The sequence below is a fragment of the Streptomyces cathayae genome (assembly GCF_029760955.1).
Classification (GTDB): Bacteria; Actinomycetota; Actinomycetes; order Streptomycetales; family Streptomycetaceae; genus Streptomyces; species Streptomyces cathayae.
The window spans coordinates 4,614,265-4,636,981 of the sequence record NZ_CP121682.1 but is presented as its reverse complement, the minus strand read 5'-3'; the positions used below and the strand labels follow the sequence as shown (position 1 = coordinate 4,636,981).

Sequence of the window (22,717 nt, the reverse complement as noted above, 5' to 3'; positions counted from 1 at the left end):
GGCCCCCACCGGCGCTGTTCATCAGAGTACGGGCGGGGGCGGCCGGCGGAAGGTTATTTGCAGAACTGGCGTCCTTGCGCGTTTATGGTGAGCCGCATGTTTCGTCTTGAGGCAGAAGTCGACAGAGCCCGACGTGATCTGCTCCGCAGGCGGCTGCGGGACACCGACACGGCCGCCTCACCGGTGCTGCGCGCCCTGCGCGGAACCCCCGGCGAACGCGAGTCCCCTTTGCACGTGTGGGCATCGGACCCGGCCGGCACCCTGGCGGGCGGACTGGTCGGCCACACCTGGACGACCTGGCTGCACGTGACGTACCTCTGGGTCGACGAACGCCACCGGGGAGCGGGCCTCGGCACCCTCCTGCTGTCCACGGCGGAGCGCATCGCCGCCGACCGGCGCGGCTGCCGCTCCTCCCGCGTGGAGACCTGGGACTTCCAGGCCCCGGACTTCTACCGGCGCCACGGCTACGAGGTGGTCTGCACGATCCCCGACTACCCCCCGGGCATCACGGAGTACACCCTGACCAAGCACCTGGGGCCGACCACTGAAATTCACCGGACCCGCTGAACCGGCCGAACCCGCCGGACCCACTGAACCCGCTGAACCGGCCGAGGGCCGCACCGCCACCGCAGCACGCCATGCGGCGCCCGAGTGCTTCCCCGGTGCGCGGGGCGGTGGTGCGTCCGGTGCTCAGTGGAGCCGTCGTGCCCCCGCCGAGGGCACCGCCTCGAAGATGCGGGGGGTCCTGAAGCCGGCCGTCGTGAAGGTTTTCCGTATCGCCTCGGTGACGGCGGCCGCCTCCGTGGTCTCGGTCAGGACGATGGCGGAGCCGCCGAAGCCGCCGCCGGTCATGCGGGCGCCCAGGGCGCCGGAGGCGAGGGCCGTGTCGACGACCAGGTCGAGTTCGGGGCAGGAGACGCGGAAGTCGTCCCGGAGGGAGGCGTGGCCGGCGGTGAGGACCGGGCCGATGGCGCGGGTGTCGCCCGACTCCAGCAGGGCGATCACCCGTTCCACCCGCTCGTTCTCGGTCACGACGTGGCGGACCAGGCGGCGGGCCTCCTCCTCGTCGCCCAGCCGGGCCAGGGCCTCGTCCAGGTCCGCGTGGGCCACGTCGCGCAGGGCGTCGACACCCAGCAGGGCGGCGCCCTTCTCGCAGCCCACCCGGCGCTTGCCGTACTCGCCCTCGCTGTGGCTGTGCTCGACCTGGGTGTCGACGACCAGCAGGCGCATGCCCTCGGCGGCCAGGTCGAAGGGGATCTGCCGCTGGGAGAGGTCGCGGGTGTCCAGGAACAGGGCGTGGCCGCTCTCGCAGCAGGCGGACGCCGTCTGATCCATGATGCCGACGGGGGCGCCGACGTAGACGTTCTCCGCGCGCTGGCACAGACGGGCCAACTGCCATCCGCGCAGGCCCAGTTCGTACAGGTCGTTCAGGGCCAGGGCGACGACGACCTCCAGGGCCGCCGAGGAGGACAGGCCGGCGCCGGCCGGGACCGTGGAGGCGAGGTGGATGTCCGCGCCGGTCACCGGGTGGCCGGCCTCGCGCAGGGCCCAGACGACGCCCGCCGGGTAGGCGGTCCAGTGCTTGTCCGTGCCGGGGGTGAGGGAGTCCGCCGTCAGTTCCACGACGGGCGCGTCCACGTCCGCGGAGTGCAGGCGCAGAACGCCGTCGTCGCGCCGGGAGACCGCCGCGACCGCGGTGTGCGGCAGGGCGAACGGCATGACGAAGCCGTCGTTGTAGTCGGTGTGCTCACCGATGAGGTTGACCCGGCCCGGCGCCGCCCAGACGCCGTGCGGTGCGGCTCCGTACAGTTCCCGGAACCGCTCGCCGACCGTCTTCGCGGCCGCCCCGCCGACGTTGGACTCGCTCATGCCCTGCCCCTGACCCTTCGTCACGTTCGTCACGTACTGCTAAACGCCTTGTCCGGTGTGCCGCTGCGCGAACTCCCACGCGTCCGCGACGATGCCCGTGAGGTCGGCGCGGGACGGCTTCCAGCCCAGTTTCTCGCGGGCCGTGGCGGCCGAGGCCACCAGGACCGCCGGGTCGCCGCCCCGGCGGGGGGCCACGACCTCGGGGATCGGGTGGCCCGTGACCTGACGGACCGTCTCGACGACCTCCCGGACGGAGAAGCCGTTGCCGTTGCCGAGGTTGCAGATCAGGTGCTCGCCGGGGGCCGCCGCCTTCAGCGCCAGCAGGTGCGCCTCGGCCAGGTCGGCGACGTGGATGTAGTCGCGGACGCAGGTGCCGTCCGGCGTCGGGTAGTCGTCGCCGTAGACGTTGATCGCCTCGCGCCGGCCCTGGGCGACCTGGAGGACGAGCGGGATCAGGTGGGACTCGGGGTCGTGCCGCTCGCCGAAGTGGCCGTACGCACCGGCCACGTTGAAGTAGCGCAGCGAGACCGCGCCCAGGCCGTGCGCCGCCGCCTCGCCGGTGATCATGTGGTCGACGGCGAGCTTGGAGGCGCCGTAGGGGTTGGTGGGCCGGGTCGGGGCGGATTCGGGGATCGGGACCTGGTCGGGCTCGCCGTAGGTCGCCGCGGTGGAGGAGAAGACCAGCCGGCGCACGCCCGCCGAACGCATCGCGTCCAGCAGCGCCATGGTGCCGCCGACGTTGTTCTCCCAGTACTTCTCGGGCCGCACGACCGACTCACCGACCTGGGAGAACGCGGCGAAGTGCAGGACGCCGTCGAAGGAGGCGTCCAGCCAGGTGGCGGCACCGCGGATGTCGCCCTCGACGAAGGACGCACCGGCCGGGACGGCCTCGCGCACTCCGGTGGAGAGGTCGTCGAGGACGACGACCTCGTGGCCGGCCTCCAGCAGATGCTGGGCCACGACACTTCCGACATAGCCCGCACCACCGGTGACCAGGTATTTCCCGCTCATGGACTCGCTACCTCCCGCAGTCGCTCGGCCGCGCGTTCCGGCGGCACGTCGTTGATGAACACGTTCATACCGGACTCGGAACCCGCGAGGAACTTCAGCTTGCCGGAGGTGCGGCGAATGGTGAAAAGCTCGAGGTGGAGCGCGAAGTCGTCGCGGGTGACCCCGTCGGACTCCGCCAGTGTGCCGAACGGGGCCTGGTGCCAGGCCGCGATGTACGGTGTCGGGGACTCGCCCTCCCCGTCGAAGATCCGGTCGAACCGCCGCAGCAGTTCCAGGTAGACCCGGGGGAACTCCGCGCGTGCCTCCTCGTCGAGCCCGAGCAGGTCGGGCACCCTGCGCTTCGGGTACAGGTGGACCTCGTAGGGCCAGTGCGCCGCGTACGGCACGAAGGCGGCCCAGTGTTCCCCCTCCAGGACGACCCGCTCGCCCGCGAGTTCCTCCGCCAGGACGGCGTCGAACAGGTTTCCCCCTCCGGTCGCCTCCTTGTGCAGGGCCACTTGGCGCAGCATCAGGGCGGTGCGGGGGGTGGTGAACGGGTAGCCGTAGATCTGCCCGTGCGGGTGCTGGAGGGTGACGCCGATCTCGGCGCCCCGGTTCTCGAAGCAGAACACCTGCTCGACGGAGGGCAGATGGGACAGCTCCGACGTCCTGTCCGTCCAGGCGTCCAGGACCAGCCGGGCCTGCCGCTCGCCCAGGTCGGCGAAGGAGGAGTGGTGGTCGGAGGTGAAGCAGACGACCTCGCAGCGGCCGGAGTCACCGGCCAGTGAGGGGAAGCGGTTCTCGAAGACCACGACGTCGTACGAGGAGTCCGGGACCTCGCTGAGCCGGTCGCCCTCGGAGGGGCACAGGGGGCATTCGCCGGCCGGGGGGTGGTAGGTGCGGCCCTGGCGGTGGGAGGCGACGGCGACCCGGTCGCCGAGCAGCGGGTCGCGGCGGATCTCGGACGTCGTGACGGTGGCGGCCAGGGGGCGGCGGTCGGCCGCGTCGCGCACGGTGTCGTCGCGCAGGTCGTAGTAGATGAGTTCGCGACCGTCGGCCAGCCGGGTCGAGGTCTTCTTCACTCCGGACGCTCCATTCGAGCCGTTCACCGCACTGCTTTCCGCACAGCACTGTTTCTGCACAGCACTGTTTCTGCACAGCGCCGCCTTCATACTCTTCCAACAGAACCCAACACACCAAAACACAACACACCACAACCGTCAATGTCACCCTCGCGGGCATCACGCCGGAGAAAAAGGAGCAGGGAGCAGAGGTGGGGGTGTCCGGCACCGCGGACACCCCCACCTCTGCTCCCTGCTCCTACTGCCCGGAGCGCGCCGTCCCCAGCACCGGCCCCACCCGGTCCAGCAGTCCCGTCCGGGCCGCCAGCGCCGCCGCCTCCAGCCGGGAGCCCACCCCCAGTTTCATCAGCACGCGCTGCACATGCGTCCGTGCCGTGGACGGCGCTATGCCCATGCCCTCCGCGATCAGCCGGGTGTCCTCGCCGTCGGCCACCCGGACCAGGACCTCCACCTCGCGCGGGGTCAGCATCCGCAGCAGCCGCTGCCCCTCGTCGTCCGGTTGTGCCGCCGGATTCAGCAGCTCGCCGAACGCCCCCTGCAGCAACTGCGGCGCCACCGCGGCCTCCCCCGCCCGCGCCTTCATGATCGCCCGTTCCACACCCTCGATGCGTTCGTCGTGCCGCACATAGCCGGACGCCCCCGCCGCGAACGCCGCCGCGATCCCGCGCGGGCTGGGCACCGGCCCCAGCACCAGCACCGCCACCTGCGGCCGCTCCCGCCTGATCTTCACCACCGGATCGAAGATGCCGGCCTCCGCCGGTGCCGCCGTCCCCAGCAGGCACACCTCCGGCGCCCTGCTGATCACCAGGTCCGCCGCCCCCGCCACCGGCGCCGCCGCGGCCAGCACCCGGTGCCCCCGCAGCTTCAACGCCGAGGCCAGCGCCTCGGCGAGCAGCCGGTGATCGTCGACCACCATCAACCGCACACCCATGTATCAACCCCCCATACCGCGAGCGCACCCCCGTGCGCCGCCTCCCCGTCCGGTCCCGGAAGCTACACGCTTGTTCGACGTTGCGCTCCCCCTACCGGTGAGAATCGCCCCGGATCACCGAAATTCTCGTATTCGGTGGCGATGGGCACCCGATGAGCGGTACGCGTACGGCCCCGCCCCTGAGCAGGGACGGGGCCGTACGGACGGGCCGACAGAACGATCATCCGGTACCGAAGGCGATCGCCAGGTACTCCTTCCTGTCCAGGGAGGAGTCGCTGGCGTACACCTTCGACATGTACAGGCGTCCCTGCGCGAACAGCACCTCGGAGCTCCTGGGGGACATCCCCGTCTCCGCGTCCCGCACCGCATCCGTCGCCGGGTTCTCCAGCAGCTTGGTCTGCTCGAAGGTGCCGCCGTCGATGCTCACGACCTGCCCGCCCTTGTCGTAGGGCGGCCGCTTGTACGCCAGGATGTTGCCGCCGTCCATGCGCAGCGGGGTGATCGTGTAGCCGTCGCCGGCGTCGGCGCGCTGGCCGGTCTGCTTGCCGGTGGCCAGGTCGAAGGCGACGACCTCGTTGGTCCTGCTGTACTCGGCCGTGCCGTCGTGCTCCTCGGTCGGGATGTACAGCCGGTCGTTGCCGACCGCCAGCCCGTTGCAGTGCTCGATCCTGGTGATGCCGTCGCAGCGGGCCGCGAACTCCTCACCGGGCGCGGAGATGCGGGTGCGCAGCTTGCCGGTCTTGTTGTCGATGGAGAAGAAGTCCGAGATGCCGCTGCCGTCACCGGCGGAGTCGCCGACGTCGGCGGCCACCACCAGCGGATCGGTGGACACGACCGCGGCGTACTCGATGCCCTCGGTCATCTTGTACTCGGAGACCACCTTGCCGGACTTCGGGTCGATGGTCTGGATGTGCAGCTGCCGCTGATCGTACGAACCGCACTTGCGCACCGCGACCAGCTTCGGTCCGCCGCCGTAGCCGGCGTCGTAGCAGGAGTCGGACGTCTTGGGCGACCACAGGGGCTTGCCGGAGGTGAGGTCCCAGGCGGCGCCGCCGCTGGTGCTGGCCGCCGCGACGGTGTTCCCGCTGACGGTGACGTTGTTGAAGCTGATCTCCTGGGTGCCGGACTTGGCCGTCTCGGACCACAGCTTCTCGCCCGTGGCGAGGTCGAGGACCGCGACCTGGGTGCACCGCTGCGGATCGTTCTTGGCGGGCATCCTCGGCTTGTAGACGATCGCCGTCCTGCCGTCCTCGGTGACGTGGTCGCTGGCCTCGCACACCGGTCCGGGCAGGTCGAGCGTCCACACCTTGCTGCCCTTGACGGCGTCGTAGCCGACGACCTCGGCGATGCCGCTCTTGGCGTACACCGTGTCGGTCAGCCAGGAACCGGAGACGGCGATGCTCGTGCTGTCCTTCGGGGCCTTCGGCGCCGGGACCTGGAAGAGGACCTTGGCGGAGGGGTCGGCCGGAGCCTTCTCCTTGCCGCCGGCGGCGGAGCCGCCGCCGTTCTCGGCGTCCTTCTCACTCCCGTCGCCGCCGTCGGTGCCGCCCGAGTCGGCGGTGGTCTCCTTGTCGCCGCCGGACGAGGTCGAGGACGAGTACCAGACACCGGCGCCGACGATCAGGGCGATGGCCACGACCGCCGAGACGATGATGGCCAGCTGCGCGTTGACCTTCCGCCCGCCGCCGGGCCCACCGCCGGGGTGTGGCTGCATCGGCACGGTCGGGTACGGATAGCCGGGACCGGGCTGGCCGTAGGGCTGCTGCGGGTGTCCGTACGCACCTGGCTGGCCGTACGGCTGCGGCGGCTGGCCGTACGGGCTCGGCTGACCCGGCTGACCCGGGTAGCCGTAACCGGCCGGGGGCTGCTGCGGGTAGCCGTACCCGGGCGGCGGCGTCGGGCCCGTCGGCGTGGGCGGGGTCTGCGGGGCGGCCTGCGGCGACTGCTGCGGGGTCTGCGGGGTCTGCGGGTAGCCGTATCCCGGTTCCGGGGTCTTGCTGAGGTTCGGCCCGCTCGGGGCGGCCGGCGGCTGCTGGGCCGGCGGCTGCGACGGTTCGACCGGCGGACCGAAGCCCGGCGGCGGGGCCGGCGTGGCCGACTGCTCGGGCTGTGACGGCTCGGGCTGCTGCGGAGGCTGGTTGGGCGGCTGGGGCGGCTGCGTCATGACGTGTAGACCTCGAAAGGATCGAAGGACCCGAAGAACCCGAAGGACTCGAAGAAGGGGGCGGGCGGAGGGGAAGGGGCCGGACGGAGCGAGGGCGCCGGCCGTGCCCGGCCGGCGCGCCTCACCGCTGCTGCGCGCCTCACTTGCCGTAGGCGAGCATCAGCTTCTCCTTCGCCTCGTCGTTGCCGGACAGCCGGGTCGTCGAGATGTAGAAACGGCCGTCGACCCAGTCGATCGCCTTGCTGAAGAAACCGTTCTCGATCCTCGCGACGCCCTGCGGGTTCTGCAGCAGCGTGACCGGCTCGTGGCTGCTGCCGGTGGTCGGGATGGACACGACCCTGCCGCCCGCGTCGTACGACGGCCCCACGTAGGCGATGAGCTTGCCGCCCTCGACCTTCATGGGCACCATCGAGTCCGCCGCCGGGGACTTCACCCGCCACTTCTCCTTGCCGGTGGCGAGGCTGATCGCGACGATCTCGTTGGCCCCGGTGGTCGCCTTGGTGGGCAGGTAGAGGGTGTCCGCGTCGGCCGCGACGGCCTCGCAGCCCTGGAGGTCACGGGCGAAAATGGCCCAGCCGCACTCGGCGGCGAAGTCCTCGTCGACGGCGACCTGGGAGCGGATCGAGCCGTCGGCGCCGAGCGTGGAGATGTTCCACGCCTTCTTGTCCTTGTTGGTGCTGTAGACGACCACCGGGTCGATGAAGTAGGTGCGCTCGACGCGCCAGCCCTTCTCGAACGTCCGGGTCCACTTCACCTTGCCGGTCTTCGGGTCGAGTTCCTGGAGCTCGTCGTGCTCGTTGTTGCCGCCGGCACCGCAGGAAGCGACCTGGAACAGCCCCTCGCCGCCCGCGAAACCGGCGGGGAAGCAGGCCTCGCCGTACTTCTTCTTGTCGTACATCTTGTCGCCGGAGGTGACGTCGAAGGCCGTGCCGGACTGCGAGCGGCTCACCATCAGCGTCTCGCCGCTGAGGGTCATCTTGATGGAGGTCACGGAGTCGAACAGCGCGCCGTCCTCGACCTTCTGCGTCCAGCCCTTCTCGCCGGTGTCGAGGTCGACGAGCTGGAGCTGGTTGCACTTGGCCCGATCGCTGCTGCCGCTCATGTACGCGACGACTATCTTGTCGTCGGACGTCTTCTCCCGGGTGGTCGCGCAGATCTTCTCGGGGAAGGCGATGGGCTCCCAGGTCGGCTTGCCGTCGGCGACGTTGTAGGCGGAGAGCTCCTTGTAGGCCGCCTTCACCGCCGCCTTGTCGGTGATCCACATGCCGGGGGCCTCGGCTCCGGAACCGGGCGCGTCGGGCGCCTCCTTGTACCAGAGCACCTTGGACTCGCCGGACTGGCGGCCCGCGTTGAGGTCCTCCGGGTCCGAGTCGCCGTCGCCGCTGCCGTCGCCCGGATCGACCGGGGGGCCGGAGGGGTCGGGCTGGGGATCGTCGCTCTGCTGGGCGACGGGCTTCTTGTCCTGCTTCCCGTCGTCGCCGGAGACCGCCCACACGGTGCCGCCGACCACCAGCAGCGCCGTCACCACCGCGGCACCGATGATCATGGCGGGCTTGCCCTTGAAGGGGTTGCGGGAGCCGGGCCCCGGCTGCGGGGCGCCGGGCGCGCCCGGGTACTGCGGCTGCGGGTAGCCGTACCCCGGCTGCTGGCCGTACGGGCCGGGCTGCTGCGGCTGACCGTAGGGCCCGGAGGCGTACGGCCCGGAGGCGTACGGTCCCGGCTGCTGACCGTACGGGCCCGGCTGCTGGCCGTACGGGCCCGGCTGCTGGGGGTAGCCGTACCCGGGCGGCGGCGTCGGGCCCGTCGGCGTGGACGGGGTCTGGGGCTGCCCCTGCGGGGGTGGCGGGGTCGGAGCCCCGAAGCCTCCGCTCGAGGCGGACGGATCCTGTGGTGCTCCGAAGCCGCCCTGCGGCGACTGGTCGGGCGGCTGAGCCATCAGCGCGTTCCCCCCTTGCTCACTGATTTTTAGCCACGCCCTGAGGTGCGTGATGTTCCCCAGAGTCGTATAAAGCCGGTTCTTACTTTTCTCAGACGGGGCCTTTCTATCACCCGGTACCGACAGGCCACCGGGCCCCGCCCGCCCCTGTACCCAAGGGAGGACCGGCCCGTGATGCCCTCGTTACGCGCCCCCACGCCCCTCCACACGCCCTTCACACCACGCGCGCCCCGCGCACGGGCCTGTGCGCGGGGCGGTACGGACCCGGGTACGGGGGTCAGGCGTCCTCGGCGAGTTCCAGCCACCGCGTTTCCAGCGCCTCGCGCTGACCGGCCGTCTCGCGCAGCTCCGCGTCGAGTTCGGCCACCTTCCCGAAGTCGGTGGCGTGCTCGGCGATGGCGGCGTGCAGCGTGGACTCCTTCTCGGAGAGCTTGTCCAGCTGCCGCTCGATCTTCTGCAGCTCCTTCTTGGCGGCGCGCACGTCGGCGGCGCTCTTCTCGGGGACGTCCGGGGCCGGTTTCGCCACGGGGGAGGCGGCCGCGGCGGTCTCCTCCATCTGCTTGCGCCGCTCCAGGTACTCGTCGATACCGCGCGGCAGCATCCGCAGGGCGCCGTCGCCGAGCAGGGCGAAGACCCGGTCGGTGGTGCGCTCGACGAAGAACCGGTCGTGGGAGATGACGATCATCGAGCCGGGCCAGCCGTCGAGGACGTCCTCGAGCTGGGTGAGGGTCTCGATGTCGAGGTCGTTGGTGGGCTCGTCGAGGAAGAGGACGTTGGGTTCGTCCATGAGCAGCCTCAGCAGCTGGAGCCGCCGCCGCTCACCGCCGGACAGGTCGCCGACCGGTGTCCACTGCTTGTCCTTGTTGAAGCCGAACGTCTCGCACAGCTGCCCGGCGGTCATCTCCCGCCCCGTGCCGAGGTCGACGCGCTCCCGCACCGCCTGTACGGCCTGGAGCACCCGCCAGGTGGGATCGAGTTCGGCGACCTCCTGGGAGAGGTAGGCGAGCCTGACCGTCTTGCCGACGCGGACCCGGCCCGCCGCGGGCTGCGCCTCGCCCTCGGTGCGGGCCGCCTCGGTCAGCGCCCGCAGCAGGGACGTCTTGCCCGCGCCGTTGACCCCGACCAGGCCGATCCGGTCGCCGGGGCCGAGCTGCCAGGTGATGTGCTTGAGCAGCACCTTGGGCCCCGCCTGGATGGTGACGTCCTCCAGGTCGAACACCGTCTTGCCGAGCCGTGACGAGGCGAACTTCATCAGCTCGCTGCTGTCGCGCGGCGGCGGCACGTCCGCGATCAGCTCGTTGGCGGCCTCGACACGGAAGCGCGGCTTGGACGTCCGCGCGGGTGCCCCGCGGCGCAGCCAGGCCAGCTCCTTGCGGACCAGGTTCTGCCGCTTGACCTCCTCGGTGGCGGCGATGCGCTCGCGTTCGGCACGGGCGAAGACGTAGTCGGAGTAGCCGCCCTCGTACTCGTACACGTCGCCGCGCTGCACGTCCCACATGCGGGTGCAGACCTGGTCGAGGAACCAGCGGTCGTGGGTGACGCAGACGAGCGCGGAGCGCCGCTCGCGCAGATGCCGGGCGAGCCAGGCGATGCCCTCGACGTCGAGGTGGTTGGTGGGCTCGTCCAGGACGATCAGGTCCTGTTCCTCGATGAGCAGCTTGGCGAGCGCGATCCGGCGCCGCTCGCCACCGGACAGCGGTCCGATGACGGTGTCCAGGCCCTTGGGGAACCCGGGCAGGTCCAGCCCGCCGAACAGCCCGGTCAGCACGTCGCGGACCTTGGCGTTGCCCGCCCACTCGTGGTCGGCCATGTCGCCGATGACCTCGTGCCGGACGGTGGCGGCGGGGTCGAGGGAGTCGTGCTGGGTGAGCACGCCGAGACGGAGCCCGCCGGAGTGCGTCACCCGCCCGGTGTCCGCCTCCTCCAGCTTGGCGAGCATCCGGATGAGGGTGGTCTTGCCGTCGCCGTTGCGCCCGACGACACCGATGCGGTCCCCCTCCGAGACCCCGAGGGAGATGCCGTCGAGGAGGGCACGGGTGCCGTACACCTTGCTGACGTTCTCGACATTGACCAGATTGACGGCCATTTCTCTCCTGCCTGGGGGGTCGATCAGCTTTCAAGCGTAGGGCGTCCCCGGGGGCGGCCGGAGCGCGAGGGGGCAGTCACCCTTTGTGATGACGCGATCGGAAACGGGCGGCTACCTTGGAGATCAGGCAGCAGGATCTCGTCCATGGGAGGAACCATGACCGCCGAGTCCGTAGAGCACCGCCACCACTGGCCGGTGCCGCCCGTGGACGGTTACACCGTGGACGACCTGTTCACCCTGCCGGATCTCCCGCCGCACACCGAGCTGATCGACGGGAGCCTGGTTTTCGTGAGTCCGCAGCGACGCTTCCATTTCCTTGTGATCGACCTGCTGGTCAGCGGGCTACGCAGCTCTCTCGGCCCGGAGTTCAGTGTCGAGCGGGAGATGACCGTCATCCTTGACAAACGCAACGGCCCCGAACCCGATATCAGCGTGGTTCGAGCCGACGCGGTCACAGGGGTGGACCAGACCAGGTTTCAGGCCGAGGACGTCCTGCTCGCCGTGGAGGTCGTCTCCCCCGACTCGGAGTCCCGCGACCGTACGACCAAACCGCACAAGTACGCCACTGCGGGAATCCCGAACTACTGGCGTGTCGAACAGGACGGGACCACCGGCCGTCCCCTCATCCATGTCTACGAGCTCGACGCCATGACGCGGTCCTACGTGCACATGGGTATGCAGCGCGACCGGATCAAGGTCGACAAACCTTCCGCCATCGCCATCGATCTGGGCACGGTCGAAACGCGGCCCTGAGTCCCTCAGACGACCGTCGCACCCGGCACGGGACCTGCCGCCGTACGCACCGTGCGGCAGGTGCCCGAGGCCCGCAGGGCGCGGGCGATCCCGTCCGCCGCTTCCGCGTCCCGGGCGAGGAACGCCGTGGTCGGCCCCGACCCCGAGACCAGCGAAGCCAGTGCCCCGGCCGCACGCCCCGCCGCCAGCGTGTCCGCCAGCTCCGGGAAGAGCGACAGCGCCGCCGGCTGGAGGTCGTTGGAGACGGCCGCGGCCAGCCCGTCGCAGTCGCCCTTGGCAAGGGCGTCCAGCAGGTCCTGCGAGGCCACCGGCTCGGGGATGCCCCGGCCCTCCGCCAGCCGGTCGAACTCCCGGAAGACCGCCGGGGTCGACAGCCCGCGTCCGGCCATCGCGAACACCCAGTGGAAGGCGCCGCCCACCTCCAGCTCGGTCAGCCTCTCGCCCCGCCCGGTGCCCAGCGCCGCCCCGCCGATCAGGGCGAACGGCACGTCGCTGCCCAGCTCGGCGCAGATCTCGAGCAGTTCCGCCCTCGAGGCGCCGGTCCCCCACAGCGCGTCGCAGGCCAGCAGCGCGCCCGCGCCGTCCGCGCTGCCGCCCGCCATGCCGCCGGCGACGGGGATGTCCTTGGCGATGTGGAGGTGCACGTCGGCGTCCCGGCCGTACCGTCCGGCGAGTGCGAGGGCGGCGCGGGCGGCGAGGTTCGTACGGTCCAGGGGCACCTCGGCGGCATCCGGGCCCGCGCAGGTGACGCGCAGCCCGTCCGGCGAGGGGGTCGCGGTGACCTCGTCGTGGAGGCCGACCGCGAGGAAGACGTTGGCCAGGTCGTGGAAGCCGTCGGGGCGGGCCGCGCCGACGGCGAGCTGGACGTTGACCTTGGCGGGCACGCGGACGGTGACGCTCACGCGGCGGACTCCTCGGACTGCTCGGGCTTCTCGGGCCGCTCGGGCTGCTTGTGTTCGGCGATGCGCGCGAACTCCTCGACGGTCAGGGACTCACCGCGCGCCTGCGGCGACACTCCGGCGGCGACCAGGGCCGCCTCGGCCGCCGCCGCCGAGCCCGCCCAGCCGGCGAGGGCCGCCCGCAGGGTCTTGCGGCGCTGGGCGAAGGCCGCGTCGACCACGGCGAACACCTCACGCCGGGAGGCGGTGGTCCGCGGCGGCTCGCTCCGGCGGACGAGGGAGACCAGTCCGCTGTCGACGTTGGGGGCCGGCCAGAACACGGTCCGTCCGATGGCGCCGGCCCGCTTGACCCGCGCGTACCAGTTGGCCTTGACCGAGGGCACGCCGTACACCTTCGAACCGGGCGGAGCGGCGAGCCGGTCGGCGACCTCCGACTGGACCATGACGAGGGTGCGCTCGATGCTCGGGAAGGTTTCCAGCATGTGCAGCAGCACCGGCACGGCCACGTTGTAGGGCAGGTTGGCGACCAGCGCGGTCGGAGCGGGGCCGGGCAGCTCGGTGACGTGCATCGCGTCGGAGTGGACCAGCGCGAACCGCTCGGCGCGCTCCGGCATGCGGGCCGCGACGGTCGTGGGCAGCGCGGCGGCCAGCACGTCGTCGATCTCGACGGCGGTGACCCGGTCGGCGGCCTCCAGCAGCGCCAGGGTGAGCGAGCCGAGCCCCGGGCCGACCTCGACGACCACGTCGTCGGGGCGGACCTCGGCGGTGCGGACGATCCGGCGGACCGTGTTCGCGTCGATCACGAAGTTCTGGCCGCGCTGCTTGGTGGGCCGCACGCCGAGGGCGTCCGCGAGTTCACGGACGTCGGCGGGGCCCAGGAGGGCGTCGGAGGCGGGGCTGGTCACGGGACAAGGGTACGGGGCGCGGGCACCCCCGGGTCACGCCTGTGGATAACCGAAGGCGCGGGCCGTGTTCGCCGCGAGCGCCGTGGCGAGGGTGTCCTCGTCGACACCGCGTACGGCCGCCATGGCCCGCACCGTGACCGGCACCAGATACGGGGCGTTGGGCCGGCCGCGGTAGGGCACCGGCGTCAGGAAGGGGGCGTCGGTCTCCACCAGGATCAGCTCCGGCGGGGCCACGGCGAGCGCGTCGCGCAGGTTCTGGGCGTTCTTGAAGGTGATGTTGCCGGCGAACGACATGAAGTACCCGGCGCGGGCGCAGATCTCCGCCATCCCGGCGTCGCCCGAGTAGCAGTGGAAGACGGTGCGCTCCGGTGCGCCCTCCTCCTTGAGCACCCGCAGCACGTCGGCGTGGGCGTCGCGGTCGTGGATCACCAGGGCCTTTCCGTGCCGCTTGGCGATCTCGATGTGGGCGCGGAAGGACCGCTCCTGCGCCTCCTTGCCCTCCGGCCCGGTGCGGAAGTAGTCCAGTCCGGTCTCGCCGACGCCCTTGACCTGGGGCAGCGCGGCCAGCCGGTCGATCTCGGCGAGCGCCTCGTCCAGCGCGGCCTCCCCGCCCGGCTCCCGCGCCCCCTGCCGGGACCAGCCGTCGGGGTCGCCGAGCACGATGCGCGGGGCCTCGTTGGGGTGCAGCGCGACCGTCGCGTGAACGGCGTCGTACGCCGCCGCCGTCTCCGCCGCCCACCGGGACCCCTTGACGTCGCAGCCGACCTGCACCACCGTCGTCACGCCCACCGACGCGGCCTTGGCGAGCCCTTCCGCCACGGTGCCGGACTGCATGTCGAGGTGGGTGTGCGAATCCGCGACCGGTACCCGCAGGGGCTCCGGGAGCGGCGGGGCGGCGTTCTTGTCGGGGGCGTTCGAAGACATGCCCCCGATCCTACGGAAGCGGCGCGGGCGTCAGCCCGCCCTGTGGAAGAGGTGCAGGAGGTGGGACAGCTGCCACGGGTGACGCTCCCGTGCGGGCGTCGAGCCCTCGGGCTCCCACGGCACCTCGACGGGCCCGGCGGCCGGCACCAGGCGTTCGCGGTGGGCGGCGTCCCGGGCGGAGGCGACCCGGCCGGGGCGCATGATCCGCACGACGTGGCCGTCGCAGTGCCGGCACGTCGGACGGCTCAGCGGGGAGGGCACGACCCGGCCGTCCGCCACGTAGCGCACGGTGTCCTGGCCGTCGGTGTCCGTGTGGTGCTCTATCTCGTACGACTGCTCCCAGCCGTACCCGCAGCGCATGCAGGCGAACGAGTACGACTCCCTGACGACGCCGTCGGCGCGGTGTCCGGCCCTTCCTGCGATCTCGGTCATCCTGCCTCCTGTCGGTCCACGGCGGGCACGGGCCGGTGCGGCCCGTCCCTGTTTCCAGTGGACTCCTCCCCAGAGGCGAAAGCAGTGGAGGAGGCAGAGTATTGGAGCCGTTTTGGGCGTTTCGTTGCCGAAGGCTCCCAAACGCTTGACGGACGTCCCGGGCCGCCCCGGCCCCCGCTCACCCCGCGGGGTGTTTCGCCGCCACCACCGCGTCGAAGACCTCCCGCTTGGGCACCCCCGCCTCGACCGCGACCGCCGCGATCGCCTCCTTGCGCCGTTCCCCCGCCTCCTCGCGCACCCGCACCCTGCGCGCCAGCTCGGCGGCGTCCACCTCCTCGGGGCCCCGGTCCGGCGCGCCCTCGACCACGACGGTGATCTCCCCGCGCACCCCCTCGGCCGCCCACGCGGCCAGCTCGGCGAGCGAGCCCCGCCTGACCTCCTCGTACGTCTTGGTCAGCTCGCGGCAGACGGCGGCCCGGCGCTCCGCGCCGAACACCTCGGCCATCGCGGCGAGCGTGTCGTCGAGCCGGTGCGGGGACTCGAAGTAGACGAGGGTGCGCCGTTCCCCGGCCACCTCCCGCAGCCGCCCGAGCCGCTCCCCCGCCTTGCGGGGCGGGAAGCCCTCGAAGCAGAACCGGTCGACGGGCAGCCCGGACAGGGCGAGCGCGGTGAGCACGGCGGACGGTCCGGGCACCGCGGTGACCTTGATGTCCCGCTCCACGGCGGCCGCGACCAGCCGGTACCCGGGGTCGGACACGGAGGGCATCCCGGCGTCCGTCACCAGCAGCACGCGCGCGCCGCCGGCCAGTTCCTCGACCAGTTCGGGCGTACGGGCGGACTCGTTGCCCTCGAAGTACGACACCACCCGGCCCTTGGGGGTGACGCCGAGCGCCTGGGTCAGCCGCCGCAGCCGCCGGGTGTCCTCGGCGGCGACGACGTCGGCGCCGGCCAGCTCCTCGGCGAGCCGGGGCGGGGCGTCGGAGACGTCGCCGATGGGGGTGCCTGCGAGTACGAGGGTTCCGGTCACTCCCCCATCCTCCCAGGGCCCGGCGGCCGCAGGTTGCGGCCAGGGGCGGAACCGAAGGAGAGCCGGGCATACCGCCCATGCGCGGGACTCCCACAGCGCTGTTCCCTACGATGGCGCGGTGACCAGTACCGCGTCCTCCACGGACATCCGGCAGGAGCAGTCGCCACAGGAGCGGCAACCGTCGTGGCAGCAGCGGCTGCGCCGCTTCGGCCACCCGGCGACGGGGACCTGGGGCAGTGCCCCCGAGGTTCCCGGGGCTCCCGGGGCTCCCGGCATCCGTGACCGCCTGGTCCCGCCGTACACCGAGCCGTCCGGCAGGCTGTGGAGCACGCTCGGGGTGCCGCCGGTGCTCGCCGACCGGATCGTCCGCTGGTCGGCGTGGGGCGGCCCGCTGCTGGTCACCCTGTTCGCGGGAGTGCTGCGGTTCTGGAACCTGGGCAGCCCCAAGGCGGTGATATTCGACGAGACGTACTACGCCAAGGACGCCTGGGCGCTCGTCCACCGCGGTTTCGAGGTCAACTGGGACAAGAACGCCAACGACCTGATCCTCTCCAAGGGCGGGGACGTCCCGATCCCGGTCGAAGCGGCGTACGTCGTGCATCCGCCGGTCGGCAAGTACGTCATCGGGCTGGGCGAGCTGATGTTCGGGTTCGACCCGTTCGGCTGGCGGTTCATGACGGCGCTGCTCGGGACACTCTCCGTCCTGATGCTGTGCCGTATCGGCCGGCGCCTGTTCCGTTCCACGTTCCTGGGCTGCCTCGCGGGCGCGCTGATGGCGGTGGACGGGCTGCACTTCGTGATGAGCCGCACCGCGCTGCTCGACGGGGTGCTGATGTTCTTCGTGCTCGCGGCCTTCGGGTGCCTGCTCGTCGACCGGGACCGGGCCAGGGCGCGGCTCGCCGCCGCGCTGCCCGTGGGCCCCGACGGCCGGACCCTGCCGGACCCGGACGTCGCCGAGAACACCCGGCTGGGCCTGCGGCCCTGGCGGCTGGCGGCGGGGCTGATGCTGGGCCTGGCGTTCGCCACGAAGTGGAACGCGCTGTACGTCATGGCCGCGCTCTGCGTGATGGCGGTGCTGTGGGACGTCGGCGCGCGCCGGACCGCCGGCGCCCGTCACCCCTACCGGGCGGTGGTGCGGCGCGACCTGGGCTGGGCGTTCCTCTCCACCGTCCCGGTCGCGCTCGCGACGTACGTCGCCTCGTGGCTCGGCTGGTTCCTCTCCGCGGACGACGGCAGCGGCGGCTACTACCGCGACTGGGCGGCGACCGACGGCAAGGACAGCAGCTGGTCCTGGCTGTTCCCCGACTGGTGGCGCAGCTTCTGGCACTACGAGAACCAGGTGTACGACTTCCACGTCGGCCTGTCCTCACCGCACCCCTACGAGTCCAACCCGTGGAGCTGGATCGTCACCGGCCGCCCGGTCTCCTACTTCTACGAGTCCCCGGCACCCGGCAGGGACGGCTGCCCGGCCGACGCGGCCGAGAAGTGCGCCCGCGAGGTGCTGGCCCTGGGCACGCCCATGCTGTGGTGGGTGGCCTGCTTCGCGCTCCTCTACGTCCTGTGGCGCTGGTTCTTCCGCCGTGACTGGCGGGCGGGCGCCATCGCCTGCGGCGTCGCGGCCGGCTATCTGCCGTGGTTCCTGTACCAGGAGCGCACCATCTTCTTCTTCTACTCCATCGTCTTCCTCCCCTTCCTGTGCCTGGCGGTGGCGATGCTCCTGGGCGCCCTCGTCGGCCCGCCCCGCTCCCACGACACCCGCAGGGTCGCGGGCGCGACGGCGGCCGGCGTCCTGGTCCTCCTGATCGCCTGGAACTTCATCTACTTCTGGCCCATCTACACCGGCACCTCCATCCCGATCGACGACTGGCGTGCGCGGATGTGGCTGGACACCTGGGTCTAGCCGGGGCGGACACGGCACGAGGGCACGGCCCTGGCTCTGCTGCGGTCCGCGCAGGAGCGGGGGAGGATGGAAGGCAGGCGACCGAGGAGGCCTGTCATGAAAACCGGAGACACCGCAGACTCGGCCTACGAACCGTGGCTGTACTCCCACACGCCCTCGCAGGCCGAGGGCGAGCGGGACGATCCCGCCGAGCGCGCGGCCGCGCACCCGGACGTCCCCAGGACCGAGCCGTCCCAGGCGGAGGGCGAGCAGGCGGACGACACCGGGATGGCGTGATCGCCACCAGGAGATCGCCCTCGCTCCCTCTGGTCCGCGTTGCCTCAGACCAGAGGAGGACTCTTCGCGCTGTCGGGGACGCCTGGGGGAAGCGGGGGAGCGCCTCTCAGTGGAGCATCGACGCGAGGCCCGGCAGGCCCTGTGTCGATGCGGCAAGGGGGGGCTGAGGCAAGGGGGTGCTGCGCCTCCGGCCGCCCCGTTCCCCCCCCCGTTTCGGGCAACGATCGGCCATCGCTTCCATGCCGGAACGGTATAACCCAGGCAACGGATCGCCTTCGGTTCGATGACGGACGAGAGTCGGCGCCGGAAAAGTTCGGGCCCGCTCGGAGAACCCCCGATACTGTTCTCCGCACCTGCCCCGAAATGGCCGGTTAGTGGTCAGGGTGCGCGGCGCCCGAGCCGACCCCACACGTCTCGTGAGCAGCGCGATCGCGTGTATTGACATGCCCCTTTCCACGTGTAAACGTTCTGCGGCTGTCCTGATCCAGCCGGACAGACAACGTCGATCCCAGGGGGGACGCCATGAACTGGTACATCGAGGTCCTCAAGAAGTACGCGGTGTTCAACGGACGGGCGCGCCGCAAGGAGTACTGGATGTTCACGCTGTTCAGCGTGATCGTCTCCATCGTGCTCACCGCTGTGGACGCCGCCATCGGAATCCAGGTACTGCAGCCCATCTACGCCATCGCGGTCCTGCTGCCGACTCTCGCTGTGACGGTCCGCCGCCTGCACGACACCAACCGCTCCGGCTGGTGGATCTTCATCGCGCTCATCCCTCTCGTCGGCTTCATCGTGATGCTGGTGTTCCTGGCCACCGAGGGCACGCCGGGGGAGAACAAGTACGGCGCGAACCCGAAGGAGCCCTTGGCGAAATTCTGATATCAGTCGCGCTGGAACAGGTCAGCGAAACCGGTAACCGCGAAAGAGCCCCGGCCTCGGCCGGGGCTCTTTCGCGGTTACCGCCGGCCCCGCGGACCGCCCGGGGCACAGCCGGCCCACTTCCAGCGGGCTCCCCTCTGCTGTCGTCGGCTGGCCCGACGGTCGTCCGGGGGCGCTGTGGTGTGTCGCTGTTCGGCCTCGTCGATGTCAGGTGGATCCGCGCGGGCACGGCTTCGTCGTTCCCGGTGGGTTGTCGGCGAGGTGGTCGAGGGCGCGGGCGACGGCCGAGTCGCAGTGGTGTGCGAGCTCGGTGGCCGTGAAGACGGGGGTGCGGAACTCCCGCGGCACCGGGATGCCCCGGCCCTCGAAGCTCTGCCCGGCCGCGTCCCGGTAGTCCTCGTTGCTGAGGTCGAGGTACCAGTCGCCGGGCAGGGTCCGCGAGAGCTGGTCCGAGAAGATGCCCTGCGTCGGGCGGCCGATCAAGGTGGGCTTCGGCGAGCGGTTCAGCAGCGCCATGACCGCCGTCTCGCCCGCGCTCACCGTGAGGTCGCTGACCAGCAGCGCGATCGGCCCGTGGAAGCCGGGGCGGGTGCTGGGCGGCACCCGCAGCTTCTCGTACGGCGTGAACCCGGAGGCCGCCTGCGTGTCGCGGGCCCGCTTCTGGAACGCGAAGTGGGGCTTGTCCGTCAGCCGGGAGGCGAGGGCGATGCCGAGCTCGTCGAAACCGCCGTCGTTGAGGCGCAGATCGAGCACGAGGCCGCGCCAGCCGTCCCGCTCCGCGACGGCGAACACCGTGTCCAGGGCCTGTTCGAACTTCTTCCGGTCGGCGTCGTACGACTCGTCCGCGAAGTCGTCGAACTGGGTGATGCGCAGGTATCCCGGACCGTCCGGCAGCCCGGAGGCGTACTCCACCTCGTCGTCGATGACGGGGGTGAGCCGCTTGCCCAGCCTCGCTTCGGCCGCGGACCGGAGGGCGTCGGTGTCCACGTCGTCGGATTCGCGCGTGCCCGGCCGTCTGCCGTAGAGGCTGAGGTCCTCCCCCTCGATGCCGGTGTGCATGTCGCCGAGTTCGCGGACCGTGTCGCCCAGCAGCTCGCCGAGCGTCCGGTCGGTGTTGTGCTCGGCGAGGGCGGCCCGGTCGCGCTCCCTGCGCGCCGTGTCGAGCTTCCGGTGCGGGTAGGGCGGGTAGTTCTCGACGAGGTTCTGCCAGAAGACGTCGAAGGTCTGCAGCCGGCGGTCGGCCGCGTCCTTCGGGATGTCGGACGGGCAGTCGGGCAGCTCCGTGAGCCGGTTCATGTGGATCTGCCCGGCCGACCCCGGTTCCCGCACGATCAGCCGGTCTCCCTGCCGGTGGACGAGCAGCTCGACCTCACCGTCCTCACCGAAGGACGTCGCGTCACCCTCACGGCCCACCGATGCCGACGAGTCCCCGCCGAGGCAGCTCCCCGCCGTCCGGTCGTAGGAGGTGAGCCGGGTCCTTCCCGCACCGTCCCGGGCGATGTCGAAGACGTAGCCGTACCCGGCGCTCTGCCATGTCCCCTCGATCGCCGCGTTCCGGTCGCCGGGGGTGCGGTCCGGACCCGAGCAGGCGGTCAGCACCGCGGCGAGCCCCACCAGCAGCCATCGTCTCCACGCCATGAGCGCGAACGTACCGCAGGCCTTGTGAGCGTTGCGGTCAACCGGGCACCGGAGGGTGTCGGGCTGGAGAAGGTGGGCGACTGACTCAGGCCTCCTGACCACCCGTCTCCGTTCGGACAACAATCGGAAACAGCCGTCCCGGTCGTCACTCCTTACGCATAGAGTGCTCACTCGCCGAACGTCCTGAACACGTTCAGAAGGCGTGGGGGGTCCGGCGGGGAGGGGACAAGCCCGATGGGCAAGGGGGTCAAGGCCACCGTCATCGGTGGTGTGTTCGCGGTCATGGTGGGTGGGGCCGGGTACGGGGTCTACAACATCGTGTCGGCGGTGAACGGCGGCGGGGGCGGCGGCGGTCCGGACGCGGCCGTGACCAAGAAGTCCGGGCCGCCGGACAAGGAGGAGGTCGCGAAGGCGAGCGGGGCGTTCTTCGCGGCCTGGGAGAAGGCGCAGGCCGAGCAGGCCGCGTCGTACACGAACAACGCCGGGGAGGCGGGCCCGTTACTGGCTGCCTACGGCGAGGACGCCCATCTGGCCGATGTCGAGATCACCCCGGGCACGGCCACCGGCACCACCGTGCCGTTCCGGGTGAAGGCGACCGTCTCCTACGACGGGAAGTCCGAACCCCTCAGCTACAAGAGTGAGTTGACCGTCGTGCGCGGGGAGACCACCGGGCGTGCGCTGGTCGACTGGCAGCCGTCCGTGGTCCACCCGGATCTGAAGGACGGCGACACCCTGGTCACCGGGGAGGCGGCGCAGCCGCCGATCGAGGCCGTGGACCGGGACGGCACGGTGCTGACCGAGGAGGAGTACCCCTCCCTCGGCCCGATCCTGGACACCCTGCGCGAGAAGTACGGCGACGAGGCGGGCGGCACCCCCGGCGTCGAGCTGGTGATCCGGCACGCCGACGGGACCGCGGGCGAGGGCGCCGGCGACACGACGCTGCTGACCCTCGCCGAGGGCAAGCCCGGCCGGCTGCGTACGACGCTCAGCGCGGGGGTGCAGGCCGCGGCCGAGAAGGCGGTGAAGGGGTTCGCCAAGTCCTCGGTGGTGGCGGTGCGGCCGAGCAGCGGCGAGGTGCTGGCGGTCGCCAACCACCGCGAGGACGGGTTCAACGCGGCGTTCCAGGGCCAGGTCGCCCCCGGTTCCACCATGAAGATCGTCACCGCGGCCATGCTCATCGACAACGGCGTGGCCTCGATGAACGGCCCGGCGCCCTGCCCGCCCACCGCCACCTGGCAGAGCCAGACGTTCAAGAACCTCACCGGCATGGAACCGAACGAGAACGCCACCCTGGCCGACAGCTTCCTGCGTTCCTGCAACACGGCCTTCATCAAGCTCATCGACGAGGACCCGCTCACGGACGCCTCGCTCACCCAGGAGGCCCAGGAGCGGTTCGGGCTGGGCCGGGACGACTGGAAGACCGGCATCGCCTCCTTCGACGGCAGTGTTCCCGCCGTCGCGGGTCCGGACCGTGCCGCCGGCGCCATAGGCCAGGGCCAGGTGCAGCTGAACCCGCTGAACATGGCGTCGGTGACGGCGACCGCGATCACCGGCGCCTTCCGCCAGCCGTACCTGGTCTCCCCGGAGCTCGACGGCCGGCAGTTGGCGCAGGCGAAGGGCCTTCCGGCGGGCACCGCCGCCCAGTTGAAGCAGATGATGCGGCTCACCGCCACCCAGGGCACCGCCCAGGAGGCCATGGCCGGGCTCGGCGGCGACATCGGCGCGAAGACCGGCTCCGCCGAGGTCGACGGCAACGCCACCTCCGACAGCTGGTTCACCGGCTTCCGGAACGACGTGGCGGCGGCGGCCATGGCCCAGCAGGGCGGCCACGGCGGCGACGCGGCCGGTCCGATTGTCGCAGCCGTGCTACGAGCAGGTGGCTGAGCACGAGGCGCGGGCGGGGGGACTCTAGGCTGGTGGCCGTCGTTGGCATGTGAGCGCCATGGCGGGTGAGAGCCATGGCGGAGGAACGCCACGAGGGCAGCGTACGGGTATCGGGGGAGCCCGGCGGAGTTTTTTGCGGAGG

General features: G+C 71.5%; 19 protein-coding genes. 6 read left to right on the top strand and 13 right to left on the bottom strand.

Annotated features, from left to right (window positions below; translation table 11 throughout):
* Positions 1–84 precede the first annotated feature (84 nt).
* Entirely contained in the window at positions 85–567 is a 483-nt protein-coding gene (locus PYS65_RS21300; protein WP_279335520.1) for a GNAT family N-acetyltransferase, read from the top strand.
* 123 nt (positions 568–690) lie between these two features.
* Here the strand turns inward: PYS65_RS21300 and galK are convergent, their stop codons facing one another.
* The 7 genes from galK to PYS65_RS21265 form a co-directional block, all read right to left on the bottom strand.
* Positions 691–1,869 (bottom strand): galactokinase, encoded by a 1,179-nt coding sequence (gene galK, locus PYS65_RS21295; RefSeq protein ID WP_279335519.1) that lies wholly within the window; start codon positions 1,867–1,869, stop codon positions 691–693.
* A 39-nt stretch (positions 1,870–1,908) separates the two neighbouring features.
* Positions 1,909–2,880 carry a UDP-glucose 4-epimerase GalE gene (gene galE / locus PYS65_RS21290; RefSeq protein ID WP_279335518.1) on the bottom strand — a complete coding sequence of 324 codons (972 nt, stop codon included), beginning with the start codon at positions 2,878–2,880 and terminating at the stop codon, positions 1,909–1,911.
* The gene (galT, locus tag PYS65_RS21285) at positions 2,877–3,941 is read right to left on the bottom strand and encodes a galactose-1-phosphate uridylyltransferase (protein WP_279335517.1); all 1,065 of its coding nucleotides are present in this window, start codon (positions 3,939–3,941) and stop codon (positions 2,877–2,879) included. Before galT ends, galE begins: the two co-directional genes overlap by 4 nt.
* 238 nt (positions 3,942–4,179) lie before the next feature.
* Complete coding sequence (locus PYS65_RS21280) at positions 4,180–4,872, bottom strand: helix-turn-helix transcriptional regulator (RefSeq protein ID WP_279335516.1); 693 nt, start codon at positions 4,870–4,872, stop codon at positions 4,180–4,182.
* Positions 4,873–5,092: 220 nt separating this feature from the next.
* Positions 5,093–7,036 carry an outer membrane protein assembly factor BamB family protein gene (locus PYS65_RS21275; protein WP_279335515.1) on the bottom strand — a complete coding sequence of 648 codons (1,944 nt, stop codon included), beginning with the start codon at positions 7,034–7,036 and terminating at the stop codon, positions 5,093–5,095.
* Positions 7,037–7,175: 139 nt separating this feature from the next.
* Positions 7,176–8,972 carry an outer membrane protein assembly factor BamB family protein gene (locus PYS65_RS21270; RefSeq protein ID WP_279335514.1) on the bottom strand — a complete coding sequence of 599 codons (1,797 nt, stop codon included), beginning with the start codon at positions 8,970–8,972 and terminating at the stop codon, positions 7,176–7,178.
* A gap of 277 nt (positions 8,973–9,249) precedes the next feature.
* The gene (locus PYS65_RS21265; protein ID WP_279335513.1) at positions 9,250–11,058 is read right to left on the bottom strand and encodes an ABC-F family ATP-binding cassette domain-containing protein; all 1,809 of its coding nucleotides are present in this window, start codon (positions 11,056–11,058) and stop codon (positions 9,250–9,252) included.
* Positions 11,059–11,202: 144 nt separating this feature from the next.
* Here PYS65_RS21265 and PYS65_RS21260 point away from each other — a divergent pair, with 144 nt between their 5' ends.
* Positions 11,203–11,811, top strand: coding sequence for a Uma2 family endonuclease (locus PYS65_RS21260; protein ID WP_279335512.1), 609 nt, complete (start codon positions 11,203–11,205; stop codon positions 11,809–11,811).
* 5 nt (positions 11,812–11,816) lie between these two features.
* On the opposite strand, the gene PYS65_RS21255 is transcribed toward PYS65_RS21260, so the two are convergent.
* From PYS65_RS21255 to rsmI, 5 genes are all read right to left on the bottom strand, one after another.
* Entirely contained in the window at positions 11,817–12,713 is an 897-nt protein-coding gene (locus PYS65_RS21255) for a 4-(cytidine 5'-diphospho)-2-C-methyl-D-erythritol kinase (protein ID WP_279335511.1), read from the bottom strand.
* Positions 12,710–13,615, bottom strand: a complete 906-nt coding sequence (gene rsmA / locus PYS65_RS21250; protein ID WP_279335510.1) for a 16S rRNA (adenine(1518)-N(6)/adenine(1519)-N(6))-dimethyltransferase RsmA — start codon at positions 13,613–13,615, stop codon at positions 12,710–12,712. Before rsmA ends, PYS65_RS21255 begins: the two co-directional genes overlap by 4 nt.
* A gap of 33 nt (positions 13,616–13,648) precedes the next feature.
* The gene (locus tag PYS65_RS21245) at positions 13,649–14,539 is read right to left on the bottom strand and encodes a TatD family hydrolase (RefSeq protein ID WP_279335509.1); all 891 of its coding nucleotides are present in this window, start codon (positions 14,537–14,539) and stop codon (positions 13,649–13,651) included.
* A 30-nt stretch (positions 14,540–14,569) separates the two neighbouring features.
* Positions 14,570–14,971, bottom strand: coding sequence for a hypothetical protein (locus PYS65_RS21240; RefSeq protein WP_279335508.1), 402 nt, complete (start codon positions 14,969–14,971; stop codon positions 14,570–14,572).
* A 178-nt stretch (positions 14,972–15,149) separates the two neighbouring features.
* The gene (rsmI, locus tag PYS65_RS21235; RefSeq protein ID WP_279335507.1) at positions 15,150–15,998 is read right to left on the bottom strand and encodes a 16S rRNA (cytidine(1402)-2'-O)-methyltransferase; all 849 of its coding nucleotides are present in this window, start codon (positions 15,996–15,998) and stop codon (positions 15,150–15,152) included.
* Between the two features lie 118 nt (positions 15,999–16,116).
* Here rsmI and PYS65_RS21230 point away from each other — a divergent pair, with 118 nt between their 5' ends.
* The 3 genes from PYS65_RS21230 (at position 16,117) to PYS65_RS21220 (ending at position 19,053) form a co-directional block, all read left to right on the top strand.
* Positions 16,117–17,898 carry a dolichyl-phosphate-mannose--protein mannosyltransferase gene (locus PYS65_RS21230; RefSeq protein ID WP_279335506.1) on the top strand — a complete coding sequence of 594 codons (1,782 nt, stop codon included), beginning with the start codon at positions 16,117–16,119 and terminating at the stop codon, positions 17,896–17,898.
* 96 nt (positions 17,899–17,994) lie between these two features.
* Positions 17,995–18,174, top strand: a complete 180-nt coding sequence (locus PYS65_RS21225) for a hypothetical protein (RefSeq protein ID WP_279335505.1) — start codon at positions 17,995–17,997, stop codon at positions 18,172–18,174.
* A gap of 522 nt (positions 18,175–18,696) precedes the next feature.
* Positions 18,697–19,053, top strand: a complete 357-nt coding sequence (locus PYS65_RS21220; protein ID WP_279335504.1) for a DUF805 domain-containing protein — start codon at positions 18,697–18,699, stop codon at positions 19,051–19,053.
* Positions 19,054–19,260: 207 nt separating this feature from the next.
* Here the strand turns inward: PYS65_RS21220 and PYS65_RS21215 are convergent, their stop codons facing one another.
* Positions 19,261–20,691 (bottom strand): S41 family peptidase, encoded by a 1,431-nt coding sequence (locus tag PYS65_RS21215; RefSeq protein ID WP_279335503.1) that lies wholly within the window; start codon positions 20,689–20,691, stop codon positions 19,261–19,263.
* Between the two features lie 234 nt (positions 20,692–20,925).
* On the opposite strand from PYS65_RS21215, the gene PYS65_RS21210 reads away from it, so the two are divergent.
* A complete protein-coding gene (locus PYS65_RS21210; RefSeq protein ID WP_279335502.1) occupies positions 20,926–22,575 on the top strand; it encodes a penicillin-binding transpeptidase domain-containing protein in 1,650 nt (549 codons plus the stop codon).
* Positions 22,576–22,717: the final 142 nt, after the last annotated feature.